The 22,172-nt window shown below is 72.9% G+C and carries 18 protein-coding genes; 5 read left to right on the forward strand and 13 right to left on the reverse strand.

The window, feature by feature from the left end; all coding sequences use genetic code 11:
* Positions 1-157 precede the first annotated feature (157 nt).
* From WN71_RS20880 to WN71_RS20890, 3 genes are all read right to left on the reverse strand, one after another.
* Positions 158-3,907 carry an AAA family ATPase gene (locus WN71_RS20880; RefSeq protein ID WP_046590225.1) on the reverse strand — a complete coding sequence of 1,250 codons (3,750 nt, stop codon included), beginning with the start codon at positions 3,905-3,907 and terminating at the stop codon, positions 158-160.
* Positions 3,908-4,118: 211 nt separating this feature from the next.
* Positions 4,119-4,331: a hypothetical protein gene (locus WN71_RS20885; RefSeq protein WP_046590227.1), complete on the reverse strand. Its 213-nt coding sequence runs from the start codon at positions 4,329-4,331 to the stop codon at positions 4,119-4,121.
* A 380-nt stretch (positions 4,332-4,711) separates the two neighbouring features.
* Entirely contained in the window at positions 4,712-4,993 is a 282-nt protein-coding gene (locus tag WN71_RS20890) for an acylphosphatase (RefSeq protein ID WP_046590229.1), read from the reverse strand.
* Between the two features lie 174 nt (positions 4,994-5,167).
* Between WN71_RS20890 and WN71_RS20895 the strand changes: the two genes are divergently transcribed.
* Entirely contained in the window at positions 5,168-6,274 is a 1,107-nt protein-coding gene (locus tag WN71_RS20895) for a CAP domain-containing protein (RefSeq protein ID WP_046590232.1), read from the forward strand.
* 102 nt (positions 6,275-6,376) lie between these two features.
* On the opposite strand, the gene WN71_RS20900 is transcribed toward WN71_RS20895, so the two are convergent.
* On the reverse strand, positions 6,377-6,721 hold the full coding sequence (locus tag WN71_RS20900) for a DUF805 domain-containing protein (protein WP_240529710.1): 345 nt from the start codon (positions 6,719-6,721) through the stop codon (positions 6,377-6,379).
* A gap of 208 nt (positions 6,722-6,929) precedes the next feature.
* On the opposite strand from WN71_RS20900, the gene WN71_RS20905 reads away from it, so the two are divergent.
* Positions 6,930-7,322, forward strand: a complete 393-nt coding sequence (locus WN71_RS20905; RefSeq protein WP_046590236.1) for a winged helix-turn-helix transcriptional regulator — start codon at positions 6,930-6,932, stop codon at positions 7,320-7,322.
* Here WN71_RS20905 and mutM read toward each other — a convergent pair.
* From mutM to recG, 8 genes are all read right to left on the reverse strand, one after another.
* Positions 7,295-8,179, reverse strand: a complete 885-nt coding sequence (gene mutM, locus WN71_RS20910; RefSeq protein WP_046590239.1) for a bifunctional DNA-formamidopyrimidine glycosylase/DNA-(apurinic or apyrimidinic site) lyase — start codon at positions 8,177-8,179, stop codon at positions 7,295-7,297. The genes WN71_RS20905 and mutM overlap by 28 nt on opposite strands.
* A 120-nt stretch (positions 8,180-8,299) precedes the next feature.
* The gene (gene rnc, locus WN71_RS20915) at positions 8,300-9,121 is read right to left on the reverse strand and encodes a ribonuclease III (protein ID WP_420856514.1); all 822 of its coding nucleotides are present in this window, start codon (positions 9,119-9,121) and stop codon (positions 8,300-8,302) included.
* A 7-nt stretch (positions 9,122-9,128) separates the two neighbouring features.
* Complete coding sequence (gene rpmF / locus WN71_RS20920; RefSeq protein ID WP_015657589.1) at positions 9,129-9,302, reverse strand: 50S ribosomal protein L32; 174 nt, start codon at positions 9,300-9,302, stop codon at positions 9,129-9,131.
* Positions 9,303-9,304: 2 nt separating this feature from the next.
* The gene (locus tag WN71_RS20925; protein ID WP_046590243.1) at positions 9,305-9,949 is read right to left on the reverse strand and encodes a YceD family protein; all 645 of its coding nucleotides are present in this window, start codon (positions 9,947-9,949) and stop codon (positions 9,305-9,307) included.
* A gap of 161 nt (positions 9,950-10,110) precedes the next feature.
* Entirely contained in the window at positions 10,111-11,205 is a 1,095-nt protein-coding gene (locus tag WN71_RS20930) for an ATP synthase F0 subunit B (protein ID WP_046590305.1), read from the reverse strand.
* Positions 11,206-11,261: 56 nt separating this feature from the next.
* On the reverse strand, positions 11,262-11,741 hold the full coding sequence (gene coaD, locus WN71_RS20935; protein ID WP_046590245.1) for a pantetheine-phosphate adenylyltransferase: 480 nt from the start codon (positions 11,739-11,741) through the stop codon (positions 11,262-11,264).
* 26 nt (positions 11,742-11,767) lie between these two features.
* The gene (gene rsmD / locus WN71_RS20940; protein WP_276208123.1) at positions 11,768-12,385 is read right to left on the reverse strand and encodes a 16S rRNA (guanine(966)-N(2))-methyltransferase RsmD; all 618 of its coding nucleotides are present in this window, start codon (positions 12,383-12,385) and stop codon (positions 11,768-11,770) included.
* An 87-nt stretch (positions 12,386-12,472) separates the two neighbouring features.
* Positions 12,473-14,701 carry an ATP-dependent DNA helicase RecG gene (gene recG / locus WN71_RS20945; protein WP_046590253.1) on the reverse strand — a complete coding sequence of 743 codons (2,229 nt, stop codon included), beginning with the start codon at positions 14,699-14,701 and terminating at the stop codon, positions 12,473-12,475.
* Positions 14,702-14,867: 166 nt separating this feature from the next.
* On the opposite strand from recG, the gene WN71_RS20950 reads away from it, so the two are divergent.
* Together WN71_RS20950 and WN71_RS20955 are read left to right on the forward strand one after the other, a co-directional pair.
* Entirely contained in the window at positions 14,868-16,694 is a 1,827-nt protein-coding gene (locus tag WN71_RS20950; RefSeq protein ID WP_079177998.1) for an HSP90 family protein, read from the forward strand.
* Positions 16,694-19,627 (forward strand): hypothetical protein, encoded by a 2,934-nt coding sequence (locus tag WN71_RS20955; protein WP_046590257.1) that lies wholly within the window; start codon positions 16,694-16,696, stop codon positions 19,625-19,627. The genes WN71_RS20950 and WN71_RS20955 overlap by 1 nt, the downstream gene beginning before the upstream one ends.
* Positions 19,628-19,903: 276 nt before the next feature.
* On the opposite strand, the gene WN71_RS20960 is transcribed toward WN71_RS20955, so the two are convergent.
* Positions 19,904-21,637, reverse strand: coding sequence for a DAK2 domain-containing protein (locus tag WN71_RS20960; protein WP_046590307.1), 1,734 nt, complete (start codon positions 21,635-21,637; stop codon positions 19,904-19,906).
* A gap of 265 nt (positions 21,638-21,902) precedes the next feature.
* Here WN71_RS20960 and rpmB point away from each other — a divergent pair, with 265 nt between their 5' ends.
* Positions 21,903-22,088, forward strand: a complete 186-nt coding sequence (rpmB, locus tag WN71_RS39990; RefSeq protein ID WP_003993230.1) for a 50S ribosomal protein L28 — start codon at positions 21,903-21,905, stop codon at positions 22,086-22,088.
* Positions 22,089-22,172: the final 84 nt, after the last annotated feature.

Genomic DNA, 22,172 nt, shown 5'->3' on the forward strand with positions numbered 1-22,172 from the left:
AGATAGTTGCTACCTGAAGGCAAAACCGACGGTGATGAGCGTATGCCTTCAAGTCTCAAAAACAAACATGGACAGATGTGAACCTCCCACGAAGGAACACGCCACCCTTGTTCACCTCTTGAACACAAGAGGTCTGGCTCCTGAGTCGGGTACCCCGTCAGCGCAGACGCTGACTGATGACCTTCGACACACCGTCACCCTGCATCGAGACGCCGTAGAGCGCATCCGCAACTTCCATCGTTCGCTTCTGGTGCGTGATCACGATGAGCTGCGAGGCCTCCTGGAGCTCCTGCATGATGCGGATGAGGCGCTGGAGGTTGGTGTCGTCGAGGGCGGCCTCGACCTCGTCCATGACGTAGAACGGGCTCGGCCGCGCCTTGAAGATCGACACGAGCAGCGCGACGGCGGTCAGCGACCGCTCGCCGCCGGAGAGCAGGCTCAGCCGCTTGACCTTCTTGCCCGGCGGCCGGGCCTCGACGTCCACGCCGGTGGTGAGCATGTTGTCGGGGTCGGTCAGGATCAGCCGGCCCTCGCCCCCGGGGAACAGGCGGCTGAAGACGCCCTCGAACTCCCGGGCGGTGTCCCGGTAGGCCTCGGTGAAGACCTGCTCGACCCGCTCGTCGACCTCCTTGACCACCTGGAGCAGGTCGGCGCGGGTCTTCTTCAGGTCCTCCAGCTGCTCGCTGAGGAACTTGTGCCGTTCCTCCAGGGCGGCGAACTCCTCCAGCGCGAGCGGGTTGACCTTGCCCAGCTGCTGGTACGCCCGCTCGGCGGCCCGCAGCCGCTTCTCCTGCTCGCCCCGGACGAACCGCCGGGGCTGGTTGCGCGGGTGCTCCGGGTCCTCGGGCAGTTCCTCGCCCTCGGCGGGCGGCGACGGCGGCACGAGCTGGTGGGGGCCGTACTCCGAGACCAGGCCGGCCGGCTCGACGCCCAGCTCCTCCAGCGCCTTGGTCTCCAGCTGCTCGATCCGCATCCGCTTCTCGGCGCCGAGGACCTCGCCGCGGTGCACGGAGTCGGTGAGCTTGTCGAGCTCCGCCTTGAGGTCGCGGCCCGCGGTACGGGCCGCGGTCAGCTCCTGCTCCCGGCGCGCCTTCGCCGTCTCGGCCGCGGCGCGCTCGGCCTCCGCCCGGGTCAGGGACACCTCTACGTGCGCCAGCAGCTGGCGGGTGCCCGAGGCGACGGCCTGGGCGACGGCGGCCTCGTGGCGCAGCCGCGCCCTGCGCTGCTCGGCGCGGGCGCGGGCCTCGCGTTCGGCGCGGGCGGCGCGGTCGAGGGAGTCGGCGCGTCCGGCGAGGCCCTTGACCCGCTCCTCGTGCGTACGCACCTGGAGCCGGGCCTCCATCTCGGTCTGGCGCGCGTTGGCGCCGTCGGCCGCCAGGCGGTCGCGGACCGAGGTGTCGGGCTCCTCCTCGACGGGCGTCTCCTCGGCGACGGCGAGCCGCTCGGCGAGGATCTCGGCGTCCTCCAGGGCCTTGTCGAGGGCGTCCTGGGCGCGGGCCGCCGCGGCGGTGGAGCGCTCGGCCTCGCCCGCGGCGCCGCGCGCCTGGCCGGCGAGACGGCCCAGCTGCTGGGCCACGGCCGACTTCTCGCGGTCGGCGGCGCGGCGGCGTTCGCCGGCCTCCTCGACGAGTGCGGCGCAGGCGGTACGCCGTTCGGCTGCCTGCTCCTGCGCGGCGGCGAGCTCGGCGCAGCGCACGGCGAGCTCCTCCAGCTCGGCGGCGGCCTCGTCGACGGAGGCCTGCACCTCCAGCAGGCTGGGCGCGCCGGCGGAGCCGCCGTGCGCGAAGTGCGCTCCGAGCAGGTCGCCTTCGGCGGTGACCGCGGTGAGGGTGGGGTGGGCGTAGACGAGGTCCTCGGCGTCCTCGAGGGTGTCGACGACGACGATTCCCTGCAGGAGGCTTCGGACGGCGGGCATGAGGTCGGCGGGGCCGCGCACCAAGTCCCCTGCGGGGGTGCCTGCGGCCGGCCGGGGGGCGGGTACGTGGAGGGGTGCGGGTGCGTCGTGGCTTGTCGCGCCGTTCCCCGCGCCCCTGTCGGGCGCCTCCGCCGCGTTGATCCCTGCGGGTGCGTCGTGGTTGCTCGCGCAGTTCCCCGCGCCCCTTTCAGGGGCCCGGTCGCCGTCGGTGTGTGCGGGTGCGTCGTGGTGGGGCGCGCCGTTCCCCGCGTCCCCGTGCGGGGGCTCCGTGGGGTCTGTTGTCAGGAGGAGGGAGGCTCGGCCCGCGTCTTGTTTGCGGAGGAGGCGGATGGCTTCCGCTGCCGTGGCGGGGGTGGTGACCGCGACGGCGTCCGCCGCCGCGCCGAAGGCCGCCGCCAGGGCGGTCTCGTGGCCGGGGGCCACCGTCAGCAGTTCCGCCGCCGGACCCAGGACGCCGCCGAGCCGGTCCCGGGCCGCGAGCAGCACTCCGGTGCCGTCCTTGCGGCGCAGGCCGAGCGCCAGCGCCTCGTGGCGCGCGCGGGTCGCGGCGCGGCTGCGTTCCGCCGCGCCGGCCGCCTCACGGGCGGCGGTGAGGGCGGACTCGGCCTCCGCCAGCCGCCGCTTCCCCTCCTCGTGCCGTACGGCGAGCTCCGCGTCGTCGGCGTCGAGGCCGTCGACCTCGGCCTTGAGCGCCTCGTACTCCTCCTGGGCGGCGACGGCACGTTCCTGCGCCTCGTCGCGGGCGAGGGCCAGCCGGTCGATCTCGGCCTGGGCGGCGGCCGCGCGCGAACGGGCCGCGCCGACCTGCCCGTTCAGCCGGGCGAGGCCCTCGCGGCGGTCGGCGATGGCACGGGCGACGTCCTTCAGGCGCCGTTCCTCGACGGTGAGTTCACGCTCCAGGTCGGCGCGGTGGGCGACGGTGTCGTCGAGGGCGTGCTGCGCGGCCTCCAGGGCCGCCTCGAGTTCCGCCTCCTGCTCGCGGATGCGGGCGGCCTCGCGCTCCATGTCCTCCGGGTCGCGGCCGCGCCGCTCCTCGGGGGGCGCGGAGGTGGCGCTCTTCACCCGGGCGTCGGCCAGCGAGATGGTGCCGCGGACACGTTCGGCCAGCTGGGAGAGGTCGTACCAGGTCTGCTGGGCGCGCTGGAGGCGCGGGCTGAGCCGGCGGACCTCGTCCTCCAGGAGGGCCTCGCGCTGGAGCGCCTTGCGCAGCTCCTGCTCGGCGCTCTCCTTGCGTTCCTTGAGCGCGGCCTCGTCGGCGACCTCGGCGTTCAGCGCCTCGCGCAGCCGCACCAGGTCGTCGGCGAGCAGGCGCAGCCGGGCATCGCGCAGGTCGGCCTGGATGACGGCGGCGCGCCGGGCCACCGCGGCCTGCCGGCCCAGCGGCTTGAGCTGGCGGCGCAGTTCGTCGGTGAGGTCCTGCACGCGGGCGAGGTTGGCCTGCATCGCGTCCAGCTTCCGCAGCGCCTTCTCCTTGCGCTTGCGGTGCTTGAGGACGCCGGCGGCCTCCTCGATGAAGGCGCGGCGGCCCATCGGGTCGGCGTGCAGGACGGAGTCGAGCTGGCCCTGGCCGACGATGACGTGCATCTCACGGCCGATGCCGGAGTCGGAGAGGAGGTCCTGGATGTCGAGCAGGCGGCAGGTGTCGCCGTTGATCTGGTACTCGCTGCCGCCGTTGCGGAACATGATCCGCGTGATGGTGACCTCGGCGTACTCGATGGGCAGGGCCCCGTCGGAGTTGTCGATGGTCAGGGACACCTCGGCCCGGCCCAGCGGCGGGCGGCCGGTGGTGCCGGCGAAGATGACGTCCTCCATCTTGCCGCCGCGCAGCGACTTGGCGCCCTGTTCGCCCATGACCCAGCTGAGCGCGTCCACGACATTGGACTTGCCCGAGCCGTTGGGCCCGACGACACACGTGATGCCCGGCTCGAACCGGAGTGTGGTCGCCGAGGCGAACGACTTGAACCCGCGGAGGGTCAGGGCCTTGAGGTGCACGCCGCTGGACTCTACCTTCCGCCCGTGTCCCACTCCATGAACCCGCGGTTTCACCGCTGAACATGCAGGGCACACCAAACGTTGAAGAGGGTGAAAGGACTGCGGGGGAAAGAAAGAAGGGACGCCGAAGCGTCCCTTGCAACTCTGACAACTGAGCGGTTGACACGGGCAGCCCAACCGCTGCGGATGCTGTCGTGGAGCGATGCAGCGATCAGGTGAGCGCAGGCTCCGCCTGGTGTGCGTCGATGCTCTCCATGCTCTCCATGATCCTGTCGTGAGAAGCGGCAGCCGTCAGTGCGTCGTTCTCCGCCTGGATCCGGCCGAGCTCGGATTCCAGGTCCTGGACGCGCTGCTGGAGCCGTCGCATCTCGGCGAGGAGTCGAGGGTCGGAGCCGCCGACGTAACCGAGAAGCGCCTTTGCCATGATGGATGGTCCTCCACACTGAGTGACCGACCGAAGCGGTGTGGGTCGTGAGGGATTCGCACCCGTGGTGCTTGACACACTCGAGTGTTGCTCTGCCGTTCCTACATGCCAAACAGCTAAGGTGCGCGGGGCTTTCAGCGTCTCACCAAAAAGTTTGACGGTCAACACGATCACACCCCGTATTCGTGGCAACCCGGTGGAGCGCGGCCGGACGGCGGCGGCGCTGCGACGGACGCGGGGCCTTCGGGGCGTTGCGATCAACGTTACCTGCGGAGCCTGCCACGACGGGCCGTTCTTGGCAACCACCTGCTTGTTTCTGCTTCGGGCACCTGCCGGTGGCATCTCCCTCCGCATCCGCCGGCCGACGGAACGCAACCCCGTCAGCGGATCGCGAAGCCGTCGTACCCCCCGCGGGGTGTGTCCCAGATCTCGGTGACACCGACCACCCGTCCGGGCGTGTCGCCGTCCCGGAGCCAGTCGAGCAGCCCCTCGCAGTCACTGCGCGTGCCCTCGGCGACGACCTGGACCCTGCCGTCCGCCAAATTGAGAGCAAAGCCACTCAGGCCGCCGATCTCCAGCGCCTTCGCGCGCGTGAACCAGCGGAAACCCACACCTTGGACGCGCCCGCGCACCCAGGCGACCAGTCGTACATCGTCGCTCATGAAAGCAACCTAACGGGCGAATGTCTCTCGGGGCACTTCCATCCCTTGCGTCATGCGGTACCGTCCCCACCCAGTGAATCTCATATGAAACTCACTCGATCGTGTGAGTCGCCTTGCATCGCAAGATCGTATGAGTACCGGGGTGGACAGCAAGGGACGAGGAAGGCCAGGACTATGGGACGCCACCGACGCTCCGACGCCGGAAGCGCCGCCACGGGCCGCGCCATGGGGGCCGGGGACGAGTACGGCACCGGCAGCCACGACCCGCACGACTTCACGTACGACGACCGCCCCGTGCTGGGCATCGCGCCGTATCTGAACCCGGACGCGCACCAGGCGTACGACCGCAGCCAGGAGTACCTGTACGCGACGGACGACGACTACGCCCGGGACACGGGGACGATGATGTTCCCCGAGGACGCCTTCACGCCCGACGACGGTCCGCGGCGCGGTGGCAAGCGCCGTAAGAAGAAGGCCGTGACGCCGGTCAAGTCGGGTCTGCTCGGGGTCTCCGCCGCCGTCGCGCTCGGCACGGTCGCGGTGGCCACGGGCCAGGTGCCCGGACTGCACAACTACAAGATCGGCGGCGGCGTCGGCCCCGGCGAGAAGGTGCAGGCCCAGGGGGCGCCCAGCAACACCACGACCGAGCAGGGCGGCACGTCCGGCAGCGCCGACGACGGCCGCGACGACGGCTCCGCGACGAGCCGTGACGCCGGCCGCGACGCCTCTCCCGAGCCCTCCAGCCCGACCCCCTCCGCGTCCGCGTCGAAGTCGGCCGAGCCGAGCAAGACGCCGTCGAAGGAGCCGGAGTCGACGCCGACCACGACCAAGCCGAAGGCCACGGCGTCGGCGTCCACGAAGACCCCGCCGAAGCAGACCGCCGCCCCGGTGACCGTCTCCGAGGAGGCCGCCGCCGAGGCCGCCGTGCTCAAGCTGGTCAACGAGGAGCGGGCGAAGGTCGGTTGCAGCGCGCTGTCCGCGAACAGCTCGCTGACCGAGCTGGCCGAGAACTTCAGCAAGCAGATGGCCGACGAGGACTTCTTCGACCACACCGACCCGAGCGGGGCCACCCCGTGGGACCGGGCGGCGAAGCTCGGCATCACCAACCTGGGCGGCGAGAACATCGCCCGCGGCCAGGCCGACGCGGCCGCGGTGATGGACGCCTGGATGAACAGCGAGGGTCACCGCGCGAACATCCTCAACTGCGACTTCAAGACCCTCGGCGTGGGCGTCCACTTCGGTTCGGGCGGCCCCTGGTGGACGCAGGACTTCGGCTACTGAGCCGGCCGCAGGCCTTCCGGTCGCCGAGGCGGCCGTAGGACATGGGCCGAGGGCCCGTCCGCTCCGCCCGGCGAGGGCGGGTGCGGGCGGGCCCTCAGGTTGTCAGAGGTGCTGTGCCACGTACTTCGGGCTGGCGCCGTAGCGGTTGTCGCGGGGCTCGCCCTCCGTGGTGGTGAAGAGGAGCATCGCGAGGGAGCCGACGACCGGGATCGCGCCGAAGAGCAGCCACCATCCGGAGCGGCCCGTGTCGTGCAGGCGCCGTACGCCGACCGCGACGGACGGCAGCAGCGTCGCGAGCGCGTACAGGTCGTACAGGTAACCGAAGTGCGCGGCCCGGCCGGCGGCGACCAGCAGCAGCATGACCAGCGCGTTGACCAGACTGAACGTCCAGTACTCGGCGCGGCGCGCCCGCCCGCCGAACACGGCGTACTTCGTCAACGCGTCCACGTACCAGTGCACTTCCCCCCCAGGGATGTTCGACGGCCACCGCTCCGGTGAGCGAGCCGGAGGGGAACATATGTGCCCCGGGGGGTACCGGGCAAGCCGCTTCCGGGCGCGCGCGGGGGCTCGGGCCGCCGCGGTGGCGTCCCGACCTGCACTAACTTCTAGTTAGTGCAACCTGTCGCGCAGCGCTGCGCTCACGTACGCTTTGGACATGACCGGCACCCTGGAGGACCGCGACCTCCCCTACAACGTGTTCGCCAAGGCGTGTCCCTCGCGCGGCACCCTGGAGCACGTCACGGGGCGCTGGGGCGCGCTGACGCTCGGCGCCCTGTCCGAGGGCTCGCTCCGCTTCAACGAGCTGCGCCGCCGGGTCGACGGCGTGAGCGAGAAGATGCTCTCCCAGACCCTGCACGCGCTGGAGCGCGACGGCCTGGTGCACCGCGAGGCCCAGCCGACCAACCCGCCCCGCGTGGACTACGAACTCACCCCGCTGGGCCGCGAGGTGGCCGCGCGGCTGCTGACCCTCATCCACTTCGTGGAGGGCCGGATGGACGACGTGCTGGCCTCGCGCGAGCGCTACGACACCGCGCGCGGCGGCCTCTGACAGCGCGGGCAGAAGTAGCTGGAACGGTTCATCCACGGGCGTCGGCGGATCGGCGTGCCGCACCGGCGGCAGGGCAGCCCCTCACGGCCGTAGGCGTCGAGCGAGCGGTCGAAGTAGCCCGACTCGCCGTTGACGTTGACGTACAGGCTGTCGAAGCTGGTGCCGCCGACGGACAGGGCCGCGTTCATGACGTCGCGCACATGCCCGAGCAGCTCGGCGGTGCGCGGCCTGGTGAAGCCGGCCGTCGGGCGTTCGTAGTGCACGCGGGCGCGCCACAGCGCCTCGTCCGCGTAGATGTTGCCGACGCCACTGATCAGCGACTGGTCCAGCAGGGCCCGCTTGATCGTGGTCCGCTTGCGGCGCAGCGCCTGGTGGAAGGCCTCGTCGTCGAAGAGCGGGTCGAGCGGGTCGCGGGCGATGTGCGCGATGACGTCGGGCAGCCCGTCGGGCGTGGTGTCGTGCAGCGAGAGCCCGCCGAAGGTGCGCTGGTCGACGAAGCGCAGCTCGGTGCCGGCCGCCTCGGGGGCGGCCGGTGTCGGGGTGTCCGCGAACCGGACCCGGATGCGCAGATGCTTCTCGTCGGCGGCGGAGCTCGGCTGCACCAGCAGCTGGCCGCTCATCCCGAGGTGGGCGAGGACCGCCTGCGAGGTGTCCTCCAGCGGCAGCCAGAGGTACTTGCCGCGGCGGCTGGGCGTGCCGATGCGGTGGCCCTCCAGCCGGTGGGTGAAGTCGTCGGCGCCGGCCAGGTGGCGGCGTACCGCGCGCGGGTGCAGCACCTCCGCGTCGGCGACGGTGCGATGGGCGACCCAGCGCGCGAGTCCGCGCCGGACGACCTCGACCTCGGGCAACTCGGGCATGGCGACTCCCGTCACGGGCGGTGGACGACCCGAGCGCCCGCCCCCTGGTTCGGGGGCGGGCGCTCGGCACGCTGTTCCTGGGGCCGGGACCGGGCGGAGGGCTTCCGTCCGGGCCAGGTCTCAGGCGGAGGCGGTCGCCGGGCCGGACGTGTCCTCGGTGGCCTCTTCGGCCTCCTTGGCACGTTCGTCCGCGGCGGCGCGGATGGCCCGCCATGCGGACTCCGCGGCCTGCTGTTCCGCCTCCTTCTTGCTGCGGCCGGTGCCGGTGCCGTACGAGACGCCTCCGACGCGGGCGGCAGCAGTGAAGGTCTTCTCGTGGTCCGGGCCGGTCTCCGTGACCAGGTACTCGGGCACGCCGAGCCCCTCGGTCGCGGTGAGCTCCTGGAGACTGGTCTTCCAGTCCAGGCCGGCACCGAGGTTGGAGGACTTCTCGATCAGCGGGTCGAACAGGCGGTGCACCAGTTCGGAGGCCGCGTCGAGACCCTGGTCGAGATAGACAGCGCCGATCACCGCTTCGAGGGTGTCGGCGAGGATGGACGCCTTGTCCCGGCCGCCCGTGCCCTCTTCACCACGGCCGAGCCGGATGAAGGAGCCCAGGTCGAGGCCGCGGCCGACCTCCGCCAGCGCACGCGAGTTGACCACCGCGGCCCGCAACTTGGCCAGCTGGCCCTCGGGCAGGTCGGGGTGGGTGCGGTACAGCGTGTCCGTGACCACGAGGCCGAGCACGGAGTCCCCGAGGAACTCCAGCCGCTCGTTGGTCGGCAGACCGCCGTTCTCGTACGCGTACGAACGGTGGGTCAGCGCACGCACCAGAAGGGCGGACTCGAGCTTGTAGCCGAGCCGCCCTTCCAGAAGCGTGTGGGACGAGGCCGTGTTGTCCGCTGGGCCACCCCCGCTGACGCGGGGGGCATTCTTCTTCGCCGTGGACACGGTGCCTCTCACCAGCCGCTCAGACCTCGAGGACCTGGCGCTTGTTGTAGGTGCCGCACGACGGGCACGCGATGTGCTGCTGCTTGGGCTCGTGGCAGCGCTCGCACGCAACCAGGGGGGTGACCGCAGCCTTCCACTGCGACCGGCGGTGGCGCGTGTTGCTGCGCGACATCTTCCGCTTCGGAACAGCCACGGCTACTTCTCCTGCTTCTCGTCGACGCCCGGTTCGGCGCCGCTCATCTCGTCCTTCTCGCCGTCCGTCATGGTTCCGGCGAGTCCCTGCAAAGCCGCCCAACGGATGTCGACGGCCTCATGGTGGTGGTCCGGGTCGTCCGCGAGCCGCGCTCCGCATTCGGAGCACAGGCCCGGGCAGTCGTCCTGGCACACCGGCTGCATCGGCAGTGCGAGCACCACCGCATCACGCAGCACGGGCTCGAGGTCGAAGAGTCCGTCCTCGAGATGGAACCTGTCCTCGTCGTCCTCGGCGTCGTCGCCCGGTTCCGCGATCACGCGGCCCCGGTCGTCGGCGTCAGGGTACGAGAACAGTTCCTGGAAGTCCGCTTCGAGCTCCAGCCCGAGCGGCTCCAGACACCTTACGCACTCCCCCTGGGCCCGTGCACGGGCGGTGCCTGTGACAAGCACCCCTTCCATGACCGACTCAAGACGGAGTTCGAGCTCCAGCGGGGTGCCTTCCGGCACTCCGACGACATCCTGGATGCCGAGGTCCTTCGGGGCGTCGACCGTGCGGCTGAGCCGCTGCAGGGCGCCAGGACGCCGACCCAGCTCGTGCGTGTCGAACACGAGGGGGTTGCGGTGGTCGAGGCGGGCGTTGGTTGCCATTCCTGCTTTCGATCTTCCGGCTCCGAGGGACGCCGCCCGAGGTGTCCGCGGGGCAGCGCAGATCGCGGACGTACTCGCGACCGAACAGCCAGGATACTGGACCTTTCGCTCACGGCCCAATCCGGCCTCCGCGCCGGCCCCCCGCGGGTGCGGGACACGCCCTAGAGGCCCCGGCCCTGCTCGTAGGCGCGCAGCTGCTCGGCACTGATCATGCTGGTGTCGAAGAGGCTGGTCTCGTCGAGCGCGTAGCCCTGCGGCTGCTGCTGGGCCATCTGCTGCTGGGCCATCTGCTGCTGCGGGTCGTACGCCGCCTGCTGGGCGTCGTAGGCCGGGTAGGCGTAGGGGTCCGCCTGCTGGTAGCCGTACGGGTCCTGCTGGCCGTAGCCCTGCTGCTGCTGGTAGCCCGCGTACGGGTCCGGCTGCTGCTGGTAGGCGTACGCCTCCTGCTGGTCGTACTGCGGCTGCTGCTGGTCGTAGTGCGGCTGCTGCGGCACGGACGGCTGCGCGGGCTGCTGCGGCGCGGGCTCGGCCTCCGCGTCCGCGAGCGCGGCCAGGTCCGCGAGGTAGTCCTCGTCGCTGGAGTGCTGGAGCGTGGTCAGGTCGTCGGAGAGGGCGCCGAGGTCGTCGGTGGCGATCCGGCCGTGCAGCGTCTGGCGGCCCTTGTGGACGGCCTCCAGGGTCTTGGCGAGGACCGCCTCGAAGGCGCCCAGCTTCAGGTCCACGTAGTCGTCCGCGTTGCGGCGCAGGGTCTCCGGGTCGTGGCTGCGCTCGGGGGCGTCCTCGTCCTCGTAGCCCTGCTCGTCGAGGCCGGGGCCGGTGCCGAGCAGCTTCTCGCGGCCGCGGCCGACCGAGCCCAGGGTCTTGGTGAGGACGACCTCGAAGTTGGCGAGCTTGGAGTCGACGTAGTCGTCGGCGTCCGCGCGGACGCCCTCGGCCTCCTGGCGGGCCTCGTTCAGGATGCGGTCCGCCTCCGCCTGCGAGCGGCGGGCGATCTCGGTGTCGGAGATCAGCGAGCCGCGCTCGGAGTGCGCGTGCTGGATGATCCGGTCGGCCTCCTGGCGGGCCTGCTCGACCATCTGGTCGCGGTCGCCGATCAGCTCCTGGGCCTGGGCGAGGGAGCCGGGCAGCGCCGCGCGCACCTCCTCCAGCAGGGCAAGCAGTTCCGCGCGGTTGACCACGCAGGAGGCCGACATGGGCATCGACCGGGCGCCGGAGACCGAGGCGACGATCTCGTCCAGTTTCTGTTGCACGTCCACCTTGCTCGCCACTCTCTACCGGTGTGTTGGAGACGGACGGGACGACTGTAGCCCCATCAGTCCTGGCGCAGACGCCGGTTGAGGGCCTCGAGGACCAGCGGCGGCACCAGGTGGGAGACGTCGCCGCCCCAGGTCGCGACCTCCTTGACCAACGAGGAGGACAGGAAGCTGTAGGTCGGGTTGGTCGGCACGAACAGCGTCTCGACGCCGGACAGGCCCATGTTCATCTGGGCCATCTGGAGCTCGTAGTCGAAGTCGCTGACGGCGCGCAGGCCCTTGACGATGGCGGGGATGTCGCGCTGCTTGCAGAAGTCGACGAGGAGGCCGTGGAACGCCTCGACGCGGACGTTGCCGTAGTCGGCGGTCACCTGGCGGATCAGGTCGAGCCGCTCCTCGATCTCGAAGAGCCCGCTCTTGGACTTGTTGATCATCACGGCGACGTAGACCTCGTCGTACAGCCGGGAGGCCCGGCCGATGATGTCGAGATGTCCGTTGGTGATGGGGTCGAACGACCCGGGACAGACGGCGCGGCGCACTTGAGATCCCTCGCTCTCCGGTCCGGTCATCGTGCGTCTTCGCACGTAGAGGCGGCGCGACCGTACCAAAACGTTCCCTCGCCGTAACGCCGGGACCTCAGCGGCTCGAAACCCGCCGGCCACCGGAATTCGCCGCCTCTGGTGCTGCGCTCCACGGTGACGAGCGCATCCTCCGCTAGCCAGCCCCCCGTGCGGAGTGTGAGCAGGATCTCCCGAAGATCGTCGTCCCCGACCGCGTAGGGCGGGTCCAGGAACACGATGTCGTACGGCTCCGCCGAGGCCGGCACGGCGGTGATCTGCTCGGCGCGGCCGGCCCGCACCTCGGCGCCGGGCAGGCCGAGGGCCTTGACGTTCTCCCGGACCACGCGGGCGGCGCGGGCGTCGGCCTCGACCAGCAGGGTGTGGCCCGCGCCGCGGGAGAGCGCCTCCAGGCCGACCGCGCCGGAGCCGGCGTACAGGTCAAGGACGCGCTCGCCGTCCAGCGGGCCGCCGAGCAGGCTCTGCCAGGTGGACAGCAGGCCCTCGCGTGCGCGGTCGGAGGTGGGGCGGGTGCCGTTGCCCGGCGGCACGGCGAGGCGACGTCCGCCGGCCGTACCGGCGATCACGCGGGTCATCTTGGGTCCTTGGTCTCGGGGCCTACGGATTCAGTGTGGCAGCACGGGGGTGCGGTCCGCGCGGGACCGCCGTCCCGGGCCCGGCCCGGCGTCCGGCCCAGCCCTTCTCCATCCGGCTCAGCCCTTCTCCAGGTACTGCTCCCGTTCCTCGTCCAGCAGGGCGTCCAGGGCGGTGCGCAGGCCGGGCAGGCCGGTGAGTTCGGGGTCGGCCGCCACCAGGGCCGTCGCCTCCTGGCGCGCCTCGGCGATGACCTCCTCGTCCTCGATGACGGCCAGCACCCGCAGGCTGGAGCGGGCGCCGGACTGGGCCTGGCCGAGGACGTCGCCCTCGCGGCGCTGTTCGAGGTCGATGCGGGAGAGCTCGAAGCCGTCCAGGGTGGAGGCGACCGCGGTGAGCCGCTGGCGGGCCGGGCTGGCCTCGGGCATCTCGCTGACCAGCAGGCAGAGTCCGGGCGCGGAGCCGCGGCCCACGCGGCCGCGCAGCTGGTGCAGCTGGGAGACGCCGAAGCGGTCCGCGTCCATGATCACCATCGCGGTGGCGTTGGGCACGTTCACGCCGACCTCGATGACGGTGGTGGCGACCAGGACGTCGGTGTCGCCCGCGGCGAACCGGCGCATGACCGCGTCCTTGTCGTCGGGGTGCATCCTGCCGTGCAGCACCTCCACGCGCAGGCCCTTCAGCGGGCCCGCGGCGAGCTGCGCGGCGATGTCGAGGACGGCGAGCGGCGGCCGCTTCTCGGCGTCGTCGGCGGCCGCCTGCTTCGCGGCGCTCTTCTTCGGCTCGTCCTCCTCGTCGCCGATGCGCGGGCAGACGACGTACGCCTGGTGCCCGGCCGCGACCTCCTCGCGCACCCGCTCCCACGCGCGGGCGAGGAAGTGGGGCTTGTCGGCGGCCGGGACGACATGGCTGGCGATCGGCGAGCGGCCGACCGGGAGCTGGTCGAGCACGGAGGTCTCCAGGTCGCCGAAGACGGTCATCGCGACCGTGCGCGGGATCGGCGTGGCCGTCATGACCAGCAGGTGCGGCGGCTGCTTGCCCTTGCCGCGCAGGGCGTCGCGCTGCTCGACGCCGAAGCGGTGCTGCTCGTCCACGACGACCAGGCCGAGGTCGTGGAACTGGACCTTGTCCTCGATCAGCGCGTGCGTGCCGATCACGAGACCCGCCTCGCCGGTGACGAGGTCGAGCAGCGCCTGCCGCCGGGCGGCCGCCCCCATGGAGCCGGTGAGCAGCACGACCTTGGTGGCGTGCTCGGCCCCGCCCAGCATCCCGCCCTCGGCCAGCTCGCCCATCATCTCGGTGACCGACCGGTGGTGCTGCTGGGCGAGCACCTCGGTGGGCGCGAGCATCGCGGCCTGCCCGCCCGCGTCGACCACGGCGAGCATGGCGCGCAGGGCGACCATGGTCTTACCGCTGCCCACCTCCCCTTGGAGCAGGCGGTGCATGGGGTGTTCGGTGGCGAGGTCGGTGAAGATCTCCTCGGAGACGCCCCGCTGGCCGTCGGTGAGGGTGAAGGGGAGGCGGTCGTCGAAGGCGGTGAGCAGGCCGTCGGGGCGGGGGCTGCGGGGGACGGCCGGGAGCTGGCCGTCGGCGTGGCGGCGGCGGGCGAGGGCGACCTGGAGGACGAACGCCTCGTCCCACTTGAGGCGGTCGCGGGCGTCCGCGATGTCGGCCTTGGTGTGCGGGCGGTGGATCTTCAGCAGGGCCTCGGGCAGGGAGACCAGGCCGCGGCCCTCGCGCAGGGCCTCGGGCAGCGGGTCGAGCGCCTCCTGGGCGGTGGGCAGCACGGTCTGCACCGCCTTGGCGATCTTCCAGGACTCCAGCTTGGCGGTGGCGGGGTAGAGCGGGATGAGGGCGCCGGCCCAGCTCTCCACCGACTCCTCGGCCTCGTCGCCGGAGCCGCGCAGCAACTCGTACGCCGGATGCGCCAGTTGCAGGCGGCGGTTGAAGACGGAGACCTTGCCGGAGAACATCGCGCGGGTGCCCGGCAGGAGTTCCTTGTGCGGCTTGTGGACCCCGCTGCCGAAGAAGACCAGCTGGAGGCGGCCGTTGCCGTCGGTGATCGTGACCTCCAGGCGTTGACCCTTGCCGCGGGGCGCCTTGGCGGAGGCGAAGGAGTGCAGGCGCGCGTCGGCGACCATCGCGACCACCGTGACGTGCTCGTCCAGGGGGAGGTCGGCGAGGTGGGTGAGCTGCCCGCGCTCCTCGTACCTGCGGGGGTAGTGGTGCAGGAGGTCGCCGACCGTGTGCAGGCCGAGGTGCTCGGCCATCACCTTCGCGGTGGCGGGGCCGAGCACCGACTTCAGTGGTTGTCGCAGGGGTTCTCGCAGTGCAGGCACGAGATCCATTGCACACCACACCACCGACAACACCGGTCAATCCCGGGAAACCCCTGGTCAGGCGGCTCGTTCCGGCTTTAGGATGACGCGCTCCGGCCATCCCCCCGCGGTCGCCGCCTCACACGGGACCGCCCGACCCCGCGCCGACGTCTCTCCCCCCACCGGCGCTGCGACGATGGACTCCCAGACCTCACAGTCATCCCAGGTACCCCCGTCACCTCACACGTTCCAGGTCGACCTGCGCGGTCTGGTGGACCTGCTCTCCCATCACCTGTACTCCAGCCCCCGGGTCTATCTGCGCGAGCTGTTGCAGAACGCGGTGGACGCGATCACCGCGCGGCTGGCCGAGGACCCCGATGCCCCGGCCCGGGTGCGGCTGCACGCCGAGAACGGCGCGCTGCGCGTGGAGGACACCGGCGTCGGGCTCACCGAGTCCGACGTGCACAGCCTGCTGGCGACCATCGGGCGCAGCTCCAAGCGCGCGGAGGGGCTCCAGGAGGCCCGTGCCGACTTCCTCGGGCAGTTCGGCATCGGGCTGCTGGCCTGTTTCGTGGTCGCCGAACGGATCCGGGTGGTCAGCCGCAGCGCCCGTACCCCCGGCGCGCCGCCGGTGGAGTGGACGGCGTGCGACGACGGCTCGTACACCGTGCGCACGCTGCCCGACGAGGCCCGTCCCGAGCCGGGCACGACCGTGCATCTGACGGCCCGCGCCGGGGCGGCCGAGTGGCTGTCCGGGGAGCGGGTGCTCGCGCTGGCGCGGGACTTCGGTTCGCTGCTGCCGTACGACGTGCGGGTGGGCGAGGAGGCCGTCACCGATCTGCCGGCGCCCTGGGCCCGCTCGTACCCCTCCCCGGCGAACCGGCGGGTGGCGCTGGCCCGGCACTGCCATGAGCTGTTCGGCTTCGCGCCGCTCGACTCCATCGCGCTGGACGTGCCGCTCGCCGGGATCCGCGGGGTGGCGTACGTGCTGCCCTCGGCGGTCAGTCCGGCGCAGCGGGCGACCCACCGGGTGCATCTGAAGGGGATGCTGCTCACCGAGCGGGCCGAACAGCTGCTGCCCGAGTGGGCGTTCTTCGTGCGCTGCGTGCTGGACACGGACAGTCTGCGGCCGACCGCGTCGCGCGAGTCGCTGTACGAGGACGAGACGCTGGCGGCCGTGCGGGAGGCGCTGGGCGAGCGGATCCGGTCGTGGCTGACGGGGCTCGCGGCGGGCGATCCGGAGCGGCTCGCGGCGTTCCTCGCGGTGCACCACCTGGGCGTGAAGTCGCTGGCCCGGCACGACGCGGAGATGCTGCGCACGATGCTGCCGTGGCTGCCGTTCGAGACGACCGACGGGCGGCTGTCGCTGGAGGAGTTCGCGCGGCGCCACCCGGTGGTGCACTTCTCGCGGACGGTGGAGGAGTACCGGCAGGTCGCCCCGATCGCGTCCGCGCAGGGCGTCGGGGTGATCAACGGCGGTTACACGTACGACAGCGAGCTGGTCGAGGCGCTGCCGTCGGTGCGGCCGGGGACGGTGGTCGCGGAGCTGGACGCGGACACGGTGACCGCGCATCTGGACGCGGTCGACCCGGCCCAGGAGCTGGCGCTGGCGGACTTCCTGGCGGCGGCGCGGGCGAAGCTGGACCCGCTGGGCTGTGACGTGGTGCTGCGCGCCTTCCATCCGCTGCTGGTGCCCGCGCTGCACCTGGACGACCGGTCGGCCCGGCACGAGCAGGCCCGCGCGGAGGCCGAGGAGCAGGCGGACGACCTGTGGGCGGGCATCCTCGGTTCGATGCGCGGCAGCGCGCCGCGGGCGCGGCTGGTGCTCAACCATCTCAATCCGCTGATCCGCAGGATCAGCTCGCTCAAGGACCCGGAACTGATCGGCACCGCCGCGGAGTCCCTGTACGGGCAGGCGCTGCTGATGGCGCAGCGCCCGCTGCGGCCGGCCGACTCGGCGCTGCTGAACCGGGCGTTCATCGGCCTCCTGGAGTGGGCCACACACGCGGAGGACGGTCACTGATGGACCAGATCACCGACTTCGACGGGCTGCGCCGGGCGATGGCGGAGAACTCCGAGCGGCCGGAGGGTCCGGCCCGCAACGCGCGGGCGGAGCGGCTGCTCACGGAGGCGGAGCGGCTGAACATCCCGCTCGCCGTGATCGAGGCGCTCGGGCACCAGTTGAAGGTCTACAACTACAGCTCCGAGAAGGACAAGATGTTCGTCCCGTTCGCGCGGCTGCTGCGCCTGTGGGACGAGCGGCCCGAGGACTTCGACGCGTACGAGACGCACTCGTTGCACTGGGTCTTCAAGTGGATGTCGGCGGGGATGCTGGACCAGCCGCATGTGCCGCTCGCCTCGATCGAGAAGTGGCTCGGCGAGATGGAGCACCGGTACCGGCTGGCCGGGCACTCCGAACGGGCCGTGCGCAGCGCGGAGTTCAGTGTGGCCGCGCATCTGGGCGATCTGCCGCGCGCGGAGCGGGCGTACGCGGCGTGGCTCGCGGCGGACCGGGACAGCATGGCCGACTGCCACGCGTGCGAGCTGCACGGGCAGGGCGAGTGGCAGGCGCGGCGGGGCCGGGACGCGGAGGCGGTCGAGTTGTGGCGGCCGGTCCTCGACGGGGAGTTCAGCTGCGCGCACGAGCCGCACGCGGTGCTCGCGTCCTCGCTGGTGCCGCTGTTGCGGCTGGGCCGGGCGGACGAGGCCCGCGCGCACCATCTGCGCGGGCTGCGGCTGGTGCGGCCGATGGAGAGCATGCGGGCCGCGTACGCCGACCATGTGGAGTTCTGCGCGCTCAGCGGCAACGAGGCGCGGGGGCTGGAACTGCTCGCGGAGCGGCCGGCGTACTTCACGGACGGCGGGCAGCCGAGGAGCCGGCTGGACTTCCTGGCGGTGGTGGCGCTGCTGATGGACCGGCTGGCCGGGGCGGGGCTGGGCGGGCAGCGGGTGCCGGGGCCCGCGGGGCGGTCGTGGACGGCGGGCGACCTGGCGGCGCACGCGCGCGCGGAGGCGCTGGAGCTGGCCGCGCGGTTCGACGCGCGCAACGGGACGCCGTACGTCGGTGAGCGCACGCGGGAGCGGATGGCTCAGGTTCCGCTGGTGGAGCGGCTGCCGCTCGGGGTGCGGGCGGCGGCCCGGCCCGCCGCGGCGGCCGCGGGGCCGGTGGCGGCCGCCGCGGAGAGCGGCGCCGGCGCGCCGGACGTGGCGGAGCTGCTCGCCGAGGCGCGGCGGCAGTCGGACACGCTGCGGCCGCACGCGCTCCAGGCGTGGGAGGCGGTCGCGCGGGCGGCGGAGGGCGCCGAGCTGGACGCGCGGGCCCGCGCGGAGATCGCCGATCACGAGGCGATGGGCCGCGGCCCGGAGGGGGTCGCTCTGTTCGAGCGGGCGGCGGAGCTGTACGCGGAGGCGGGCGACCCCGGGGAGGCGCTGGCGGCACGCGCGCGTGGCGCGTACGTGCGGGCCCTGTCGGGTGAGGTGGCGGAGGCGGTCGATGCGGTCGCGGAGCCGTACGACCAGGTGCTCGCGCTGTACGCCGAGGAGGGCACCGAGGTGCCGCAGACCGCGTCGGTGCTGATGAGCCGGGCGCGGGTCCTGATGCGCCGGGTGCACGAGGGCGATGCGGCGAGTGCGGCGGGGGCGGACGCGGAGCGGGCGGTGCGAGAGGTGCTGGCGTTCGTCGGCGGGCACATCGGGGACGACGTGCGGCTGGCGGCGCGGGCGGCGGAGGCGCGGGCGATGCTCGCGGAGCTGGCGGAGCACGCCGGGGACACCGAGCGGGCGGCGGATCTGTTCCGGCGGGCCGCGCACGACTTCGTGGTGCGGGGGCTGCCGTGGTTCGCGGTGGAGTACGAGGTGCGGGTGGCCGCGCTCGCCCACCAGCTCGACGACATGGCGGAGGCGGAGCGGGCGGTGCGGGCCGCGCTGGAGCACGGGGGGCCGTATCTGGAGCCGGTGGGCCGGGCCCAGCTGCACCTTCAGCTGGCGGAGCTGGTGGGGGGCCGCGGGGAGGCGGTGGAGGGCGCGGAGCACGCGCTGCAGGCCGCGCACTGGGCCGACGAGGCCGGGCAGGGGCCGACGCTGGGCGCCTGGGCGCGGCATCAGCTCGGCGGCTTCCTCCTTCGGCAGGGACGTTTCGCCGAGGCGGCGGAGGTACTGGAGTCGGCGCTGCCGGAGCTGACGGCGGAGATCCACGGCGACGGTGCGGTGGTGCAGACGCAGTGGTGGCTGGGCGACTGCCTGAGCGCGCTCGGGGAGCATCGCGCGGCGGCGGAGCGGCGGCTCGAGGCCGCGGAGATCGCCCGGCTCTGGCCCGAGCAGCAGGACCACGCGACGCTCGCGCATCTGGCCGGGGAGTCGCTGAGCCGCGCGGAGCTGCCGGCGGAGGCGGACCGGGCGTACGCGCGGGCGGGCGATCTGTGGCGCGAGCTCGGCAACGTGCCCCGGCTGGTGCGCGCCCTGCGCGCCCGCGCGTGGCTGGCGCTGCGGGCGGACGAGGACGCGGGGCTCGACGAGGCGCGGGCGCTGATGACGGCGGCGCTGGAGGAGTGCCGTACGGCGTTGGCGGACGCTCCCGACGACGAGGCCGGGCGTGCCGACCTCCGTGCCGAACTGGGCAACACCCACCGGCAGTTCGGGGACCTGCTGGCCCGGTCGGTGGCGGAGGAGGCGGAGGACGCGTCGATCCGCGCGGCGTTCGAGGAGGCGTTGTCCCATCTGGCGGAGGCGATCACGGTGTTCGCCTCGCTGGGGCCGGACGCGCTGCACAGCCGTACCGGGGCGGAACTGGCCGCGGGGTGGCTGGAGGCGGACCTGGGGCGGCCGTCGGCGGCGGCGGCGCGGGCGCGGGTCGTTCTGGCGGCGTACGAGTCCGGCGGTACGGGGGCTCCCGACGAGGAGACGGTTGCGGCCCGCCGCACGGAGGCCCACCAACTGCTGGACCTACCGGAGGAGTAGGGGCTCCCCGGCCGCGGGCCCCGTCCCCTGATTGCGCAGTTCCCCGCGCCCCTGTTGGGGCATGTGCGGCGCCGTCGTGGTCGCTCGCGCAGTTCCCCGCGCCCCTTTCGGGGCGCGTCCGGATCCGGCGCCCTGAAGGGGCGCGGGGAACTGCGCGACCAGCCACGACGAACCCGCACGGTTGCCGACAGGGGCGCGGGGAACTGCGCGAGCGGCCACGGCGGTGCCGCACGGGTCCGGGGCGGAGTCGGGGGCGGGGTGGAGTCGGGGTGGGGGCTACTCCACGCCGATCAGGAGGACCGCGTCCTGGCCGCCGTGGTAGGTGATCGTGTCGACCGCCAGGTACGACTCCCGGACACGCGATTCCAGATGGGCAGCGATCCCCGTGGGCGCGTCGTCGCCCAGGACCAGGGTGACCAGTTCTCCCCCGGCCGCGAGCATGCGGTCCAGGACCGCTTCGGCCGTCGCCGTGACGTCCGCGCCGATGACCGCGACGTCGCCGTCTATCAGGCCGAGCACGTCGCCCGCCTGGCAGATGCCGGCCATCGTCCAGGACTGGCGTTCGGCGACGGCCACCTCCGCGTAGCGGGTGGCGCCCGCCGCCGACGTCATCTGGACGACGTCCTCGTCGAAGCGCCGCTCCGGCTCGTGGACGGCGAGCGCGGCGATGCCCTGGACCGGCGACCGGGTCGGGATGAGGGCCACCCGGATGCCCTCGGCGCGGGCCTGGTCGGCCGCCGCGGCCGCGGTCAGCCGCAAATCGGCGTCGTTGGGCAGCAGGACGACCTCGCGCGCGTGGGCCCGCCGTACGGCCTCCACCAGTTCCCCGCTCGCGAGCGGCTCCTCCGGGCGGGCGAGCACCGTCGTCGCGCCCGCCTCGGTGTACAGGCCGGCCAGCCCCGCCCCCGGCACGGCCGCCACGACGGCGCGCTGGACGCGTTCGCGGGCCGGCCGTTCGGCCCCGGTGGTGTGCACGTCGCCCGCGCCGAAGTGGGTGATCCTGATCCGGTACGGCCGCCCCGCCTCGACCCCCGCCTCGACGGCGGCCCCCGCGTCGTCCACGTGGACGTGCACGTTCCACAGTCCGTCGCCGCCGACCACGACGAGCGAGTCGCCGAGCGTGTCCAGCCGTTCCCGCAGCCGCGCGACCGGCGCGTCCGCCGCCTCCAGCAGATACGTCACCTCGAAGGCGGGACCGCCGTCCTCCGGGGTCTCGGGTCCGTCGGCGCAGACGACGGCGTGCACCGCCTCAGGCGCGGTCTCCCCGCCCGTGTCCGCCCCGGCCGCGGGCGCGGCGGACACGGCCACCGGTTCCACCGCGGGCGGCTCCCCCGTGAAGGTCTCCACCAGCGCCGCGAGCACGGCGACCAGTCCCCGCCCGCCCGCGTCCACGACGCCCGCGCGGGCGAGCACCGCCAGCTGCCCCGGCGTGGCGGCCAGCGCCGCGCGCGCTCCTTCGTAGGCGGCCAGCGCGACCGTGCCGCAGTCGCCCTCGGTCCCGGCGGCGGCGTCGGCGGCGGCCGAGGCGACCGACAGGACGGTGCCCTCCACCGGGTGGGCCACGGCCTGCCGTGCCGAGTCGGCCGCGTGCCGCAGCGCGAGCCGCAGCCCCGGGCCGTCCGTGTGAGGTGTCTCACCGCCGTCGGCGAACACCTGGGCCATGCCGCGCAGCAGCTGCGCCAGGATCGTGCCCGAGTTGCCCCGCGCGCCGATCAGCGCGCCGTGCGCCATCGCGTGCACCGCGTCCGCGAGCGAGGGCCCCGCGGTCCGGCCGGGGGCCGCCGCACGGCCCGCGTCCCGGCCGGCCTCGTGGCCGGCGAAGACCGCCTCGACGGCGGTCGCCGCGGACTCCAGCGTCAGATAGAGGTTGGTGCCGGTATCCCCGTCCGCGACCGGGTACACGTTGATCGCGTCGATCTCCCCGCGGACCTGCCCCAGCGCCCGCAGCGCGAGGCCGCACCAGCTGCGCACCGCGAGAGCATCGAGGAATGTCTGCGGCACCTGCGCCACCACCTGCGCCTCCTTGAGCCGGCCGGACGTGGGAGGCAGCGTAGACCCCGGACGGCCGTTCCCCGGAACAGGGCCGTGCGCGGGCTCCTGAGCTGCCATGGTAGTTTCGTTCTACGGACGCAGTCGTTGTATGCTGCTCCGGTTGCCCGATGCAGATCGGGCATTCTCCCCCTGGCACCGCCATTCAGGTCTCTGATCCTTACGATCTCGATTCCCGGCATGCCGGGACCAACCGTAAGTGCATCTGAAGTCTTTGGAGTGACCCGTGGCTGCCAACTGCGACGTCTGCGGCAAGGGGCCGGGCTTCGGCAACAACATCTCGCACTCGCACCGCCGTACGTCTCGCCGCTGGAACCCCAACATCCAGCGCGTTCGTACCGTGGTCGGCGGGACGCCGAAGCGCGTCAACGCTTGCACCTCGTGCATCAAGGCCGGCAAGGTCTCGCGCTGACACCGCGCGTGGCACCTGTCCGGTCCACTGCACTAAGCCGGTTCACCTGAGGGTGGACCGGCTTTTTGCTGTCCCCGAGGGCCT

Origin of the sequence: Streptomyces mangrovisoli (assembly GCF_000974985.2) — a bacterium.
In the GTDB taxonomy this organism is placed as follows: domain Bacteria; phylum Actinomycetota; class Actinomycetes; order Streptomycetales; family Streptomycetaceae; genus Streptomyces; species Streptomyces mangrovisoli.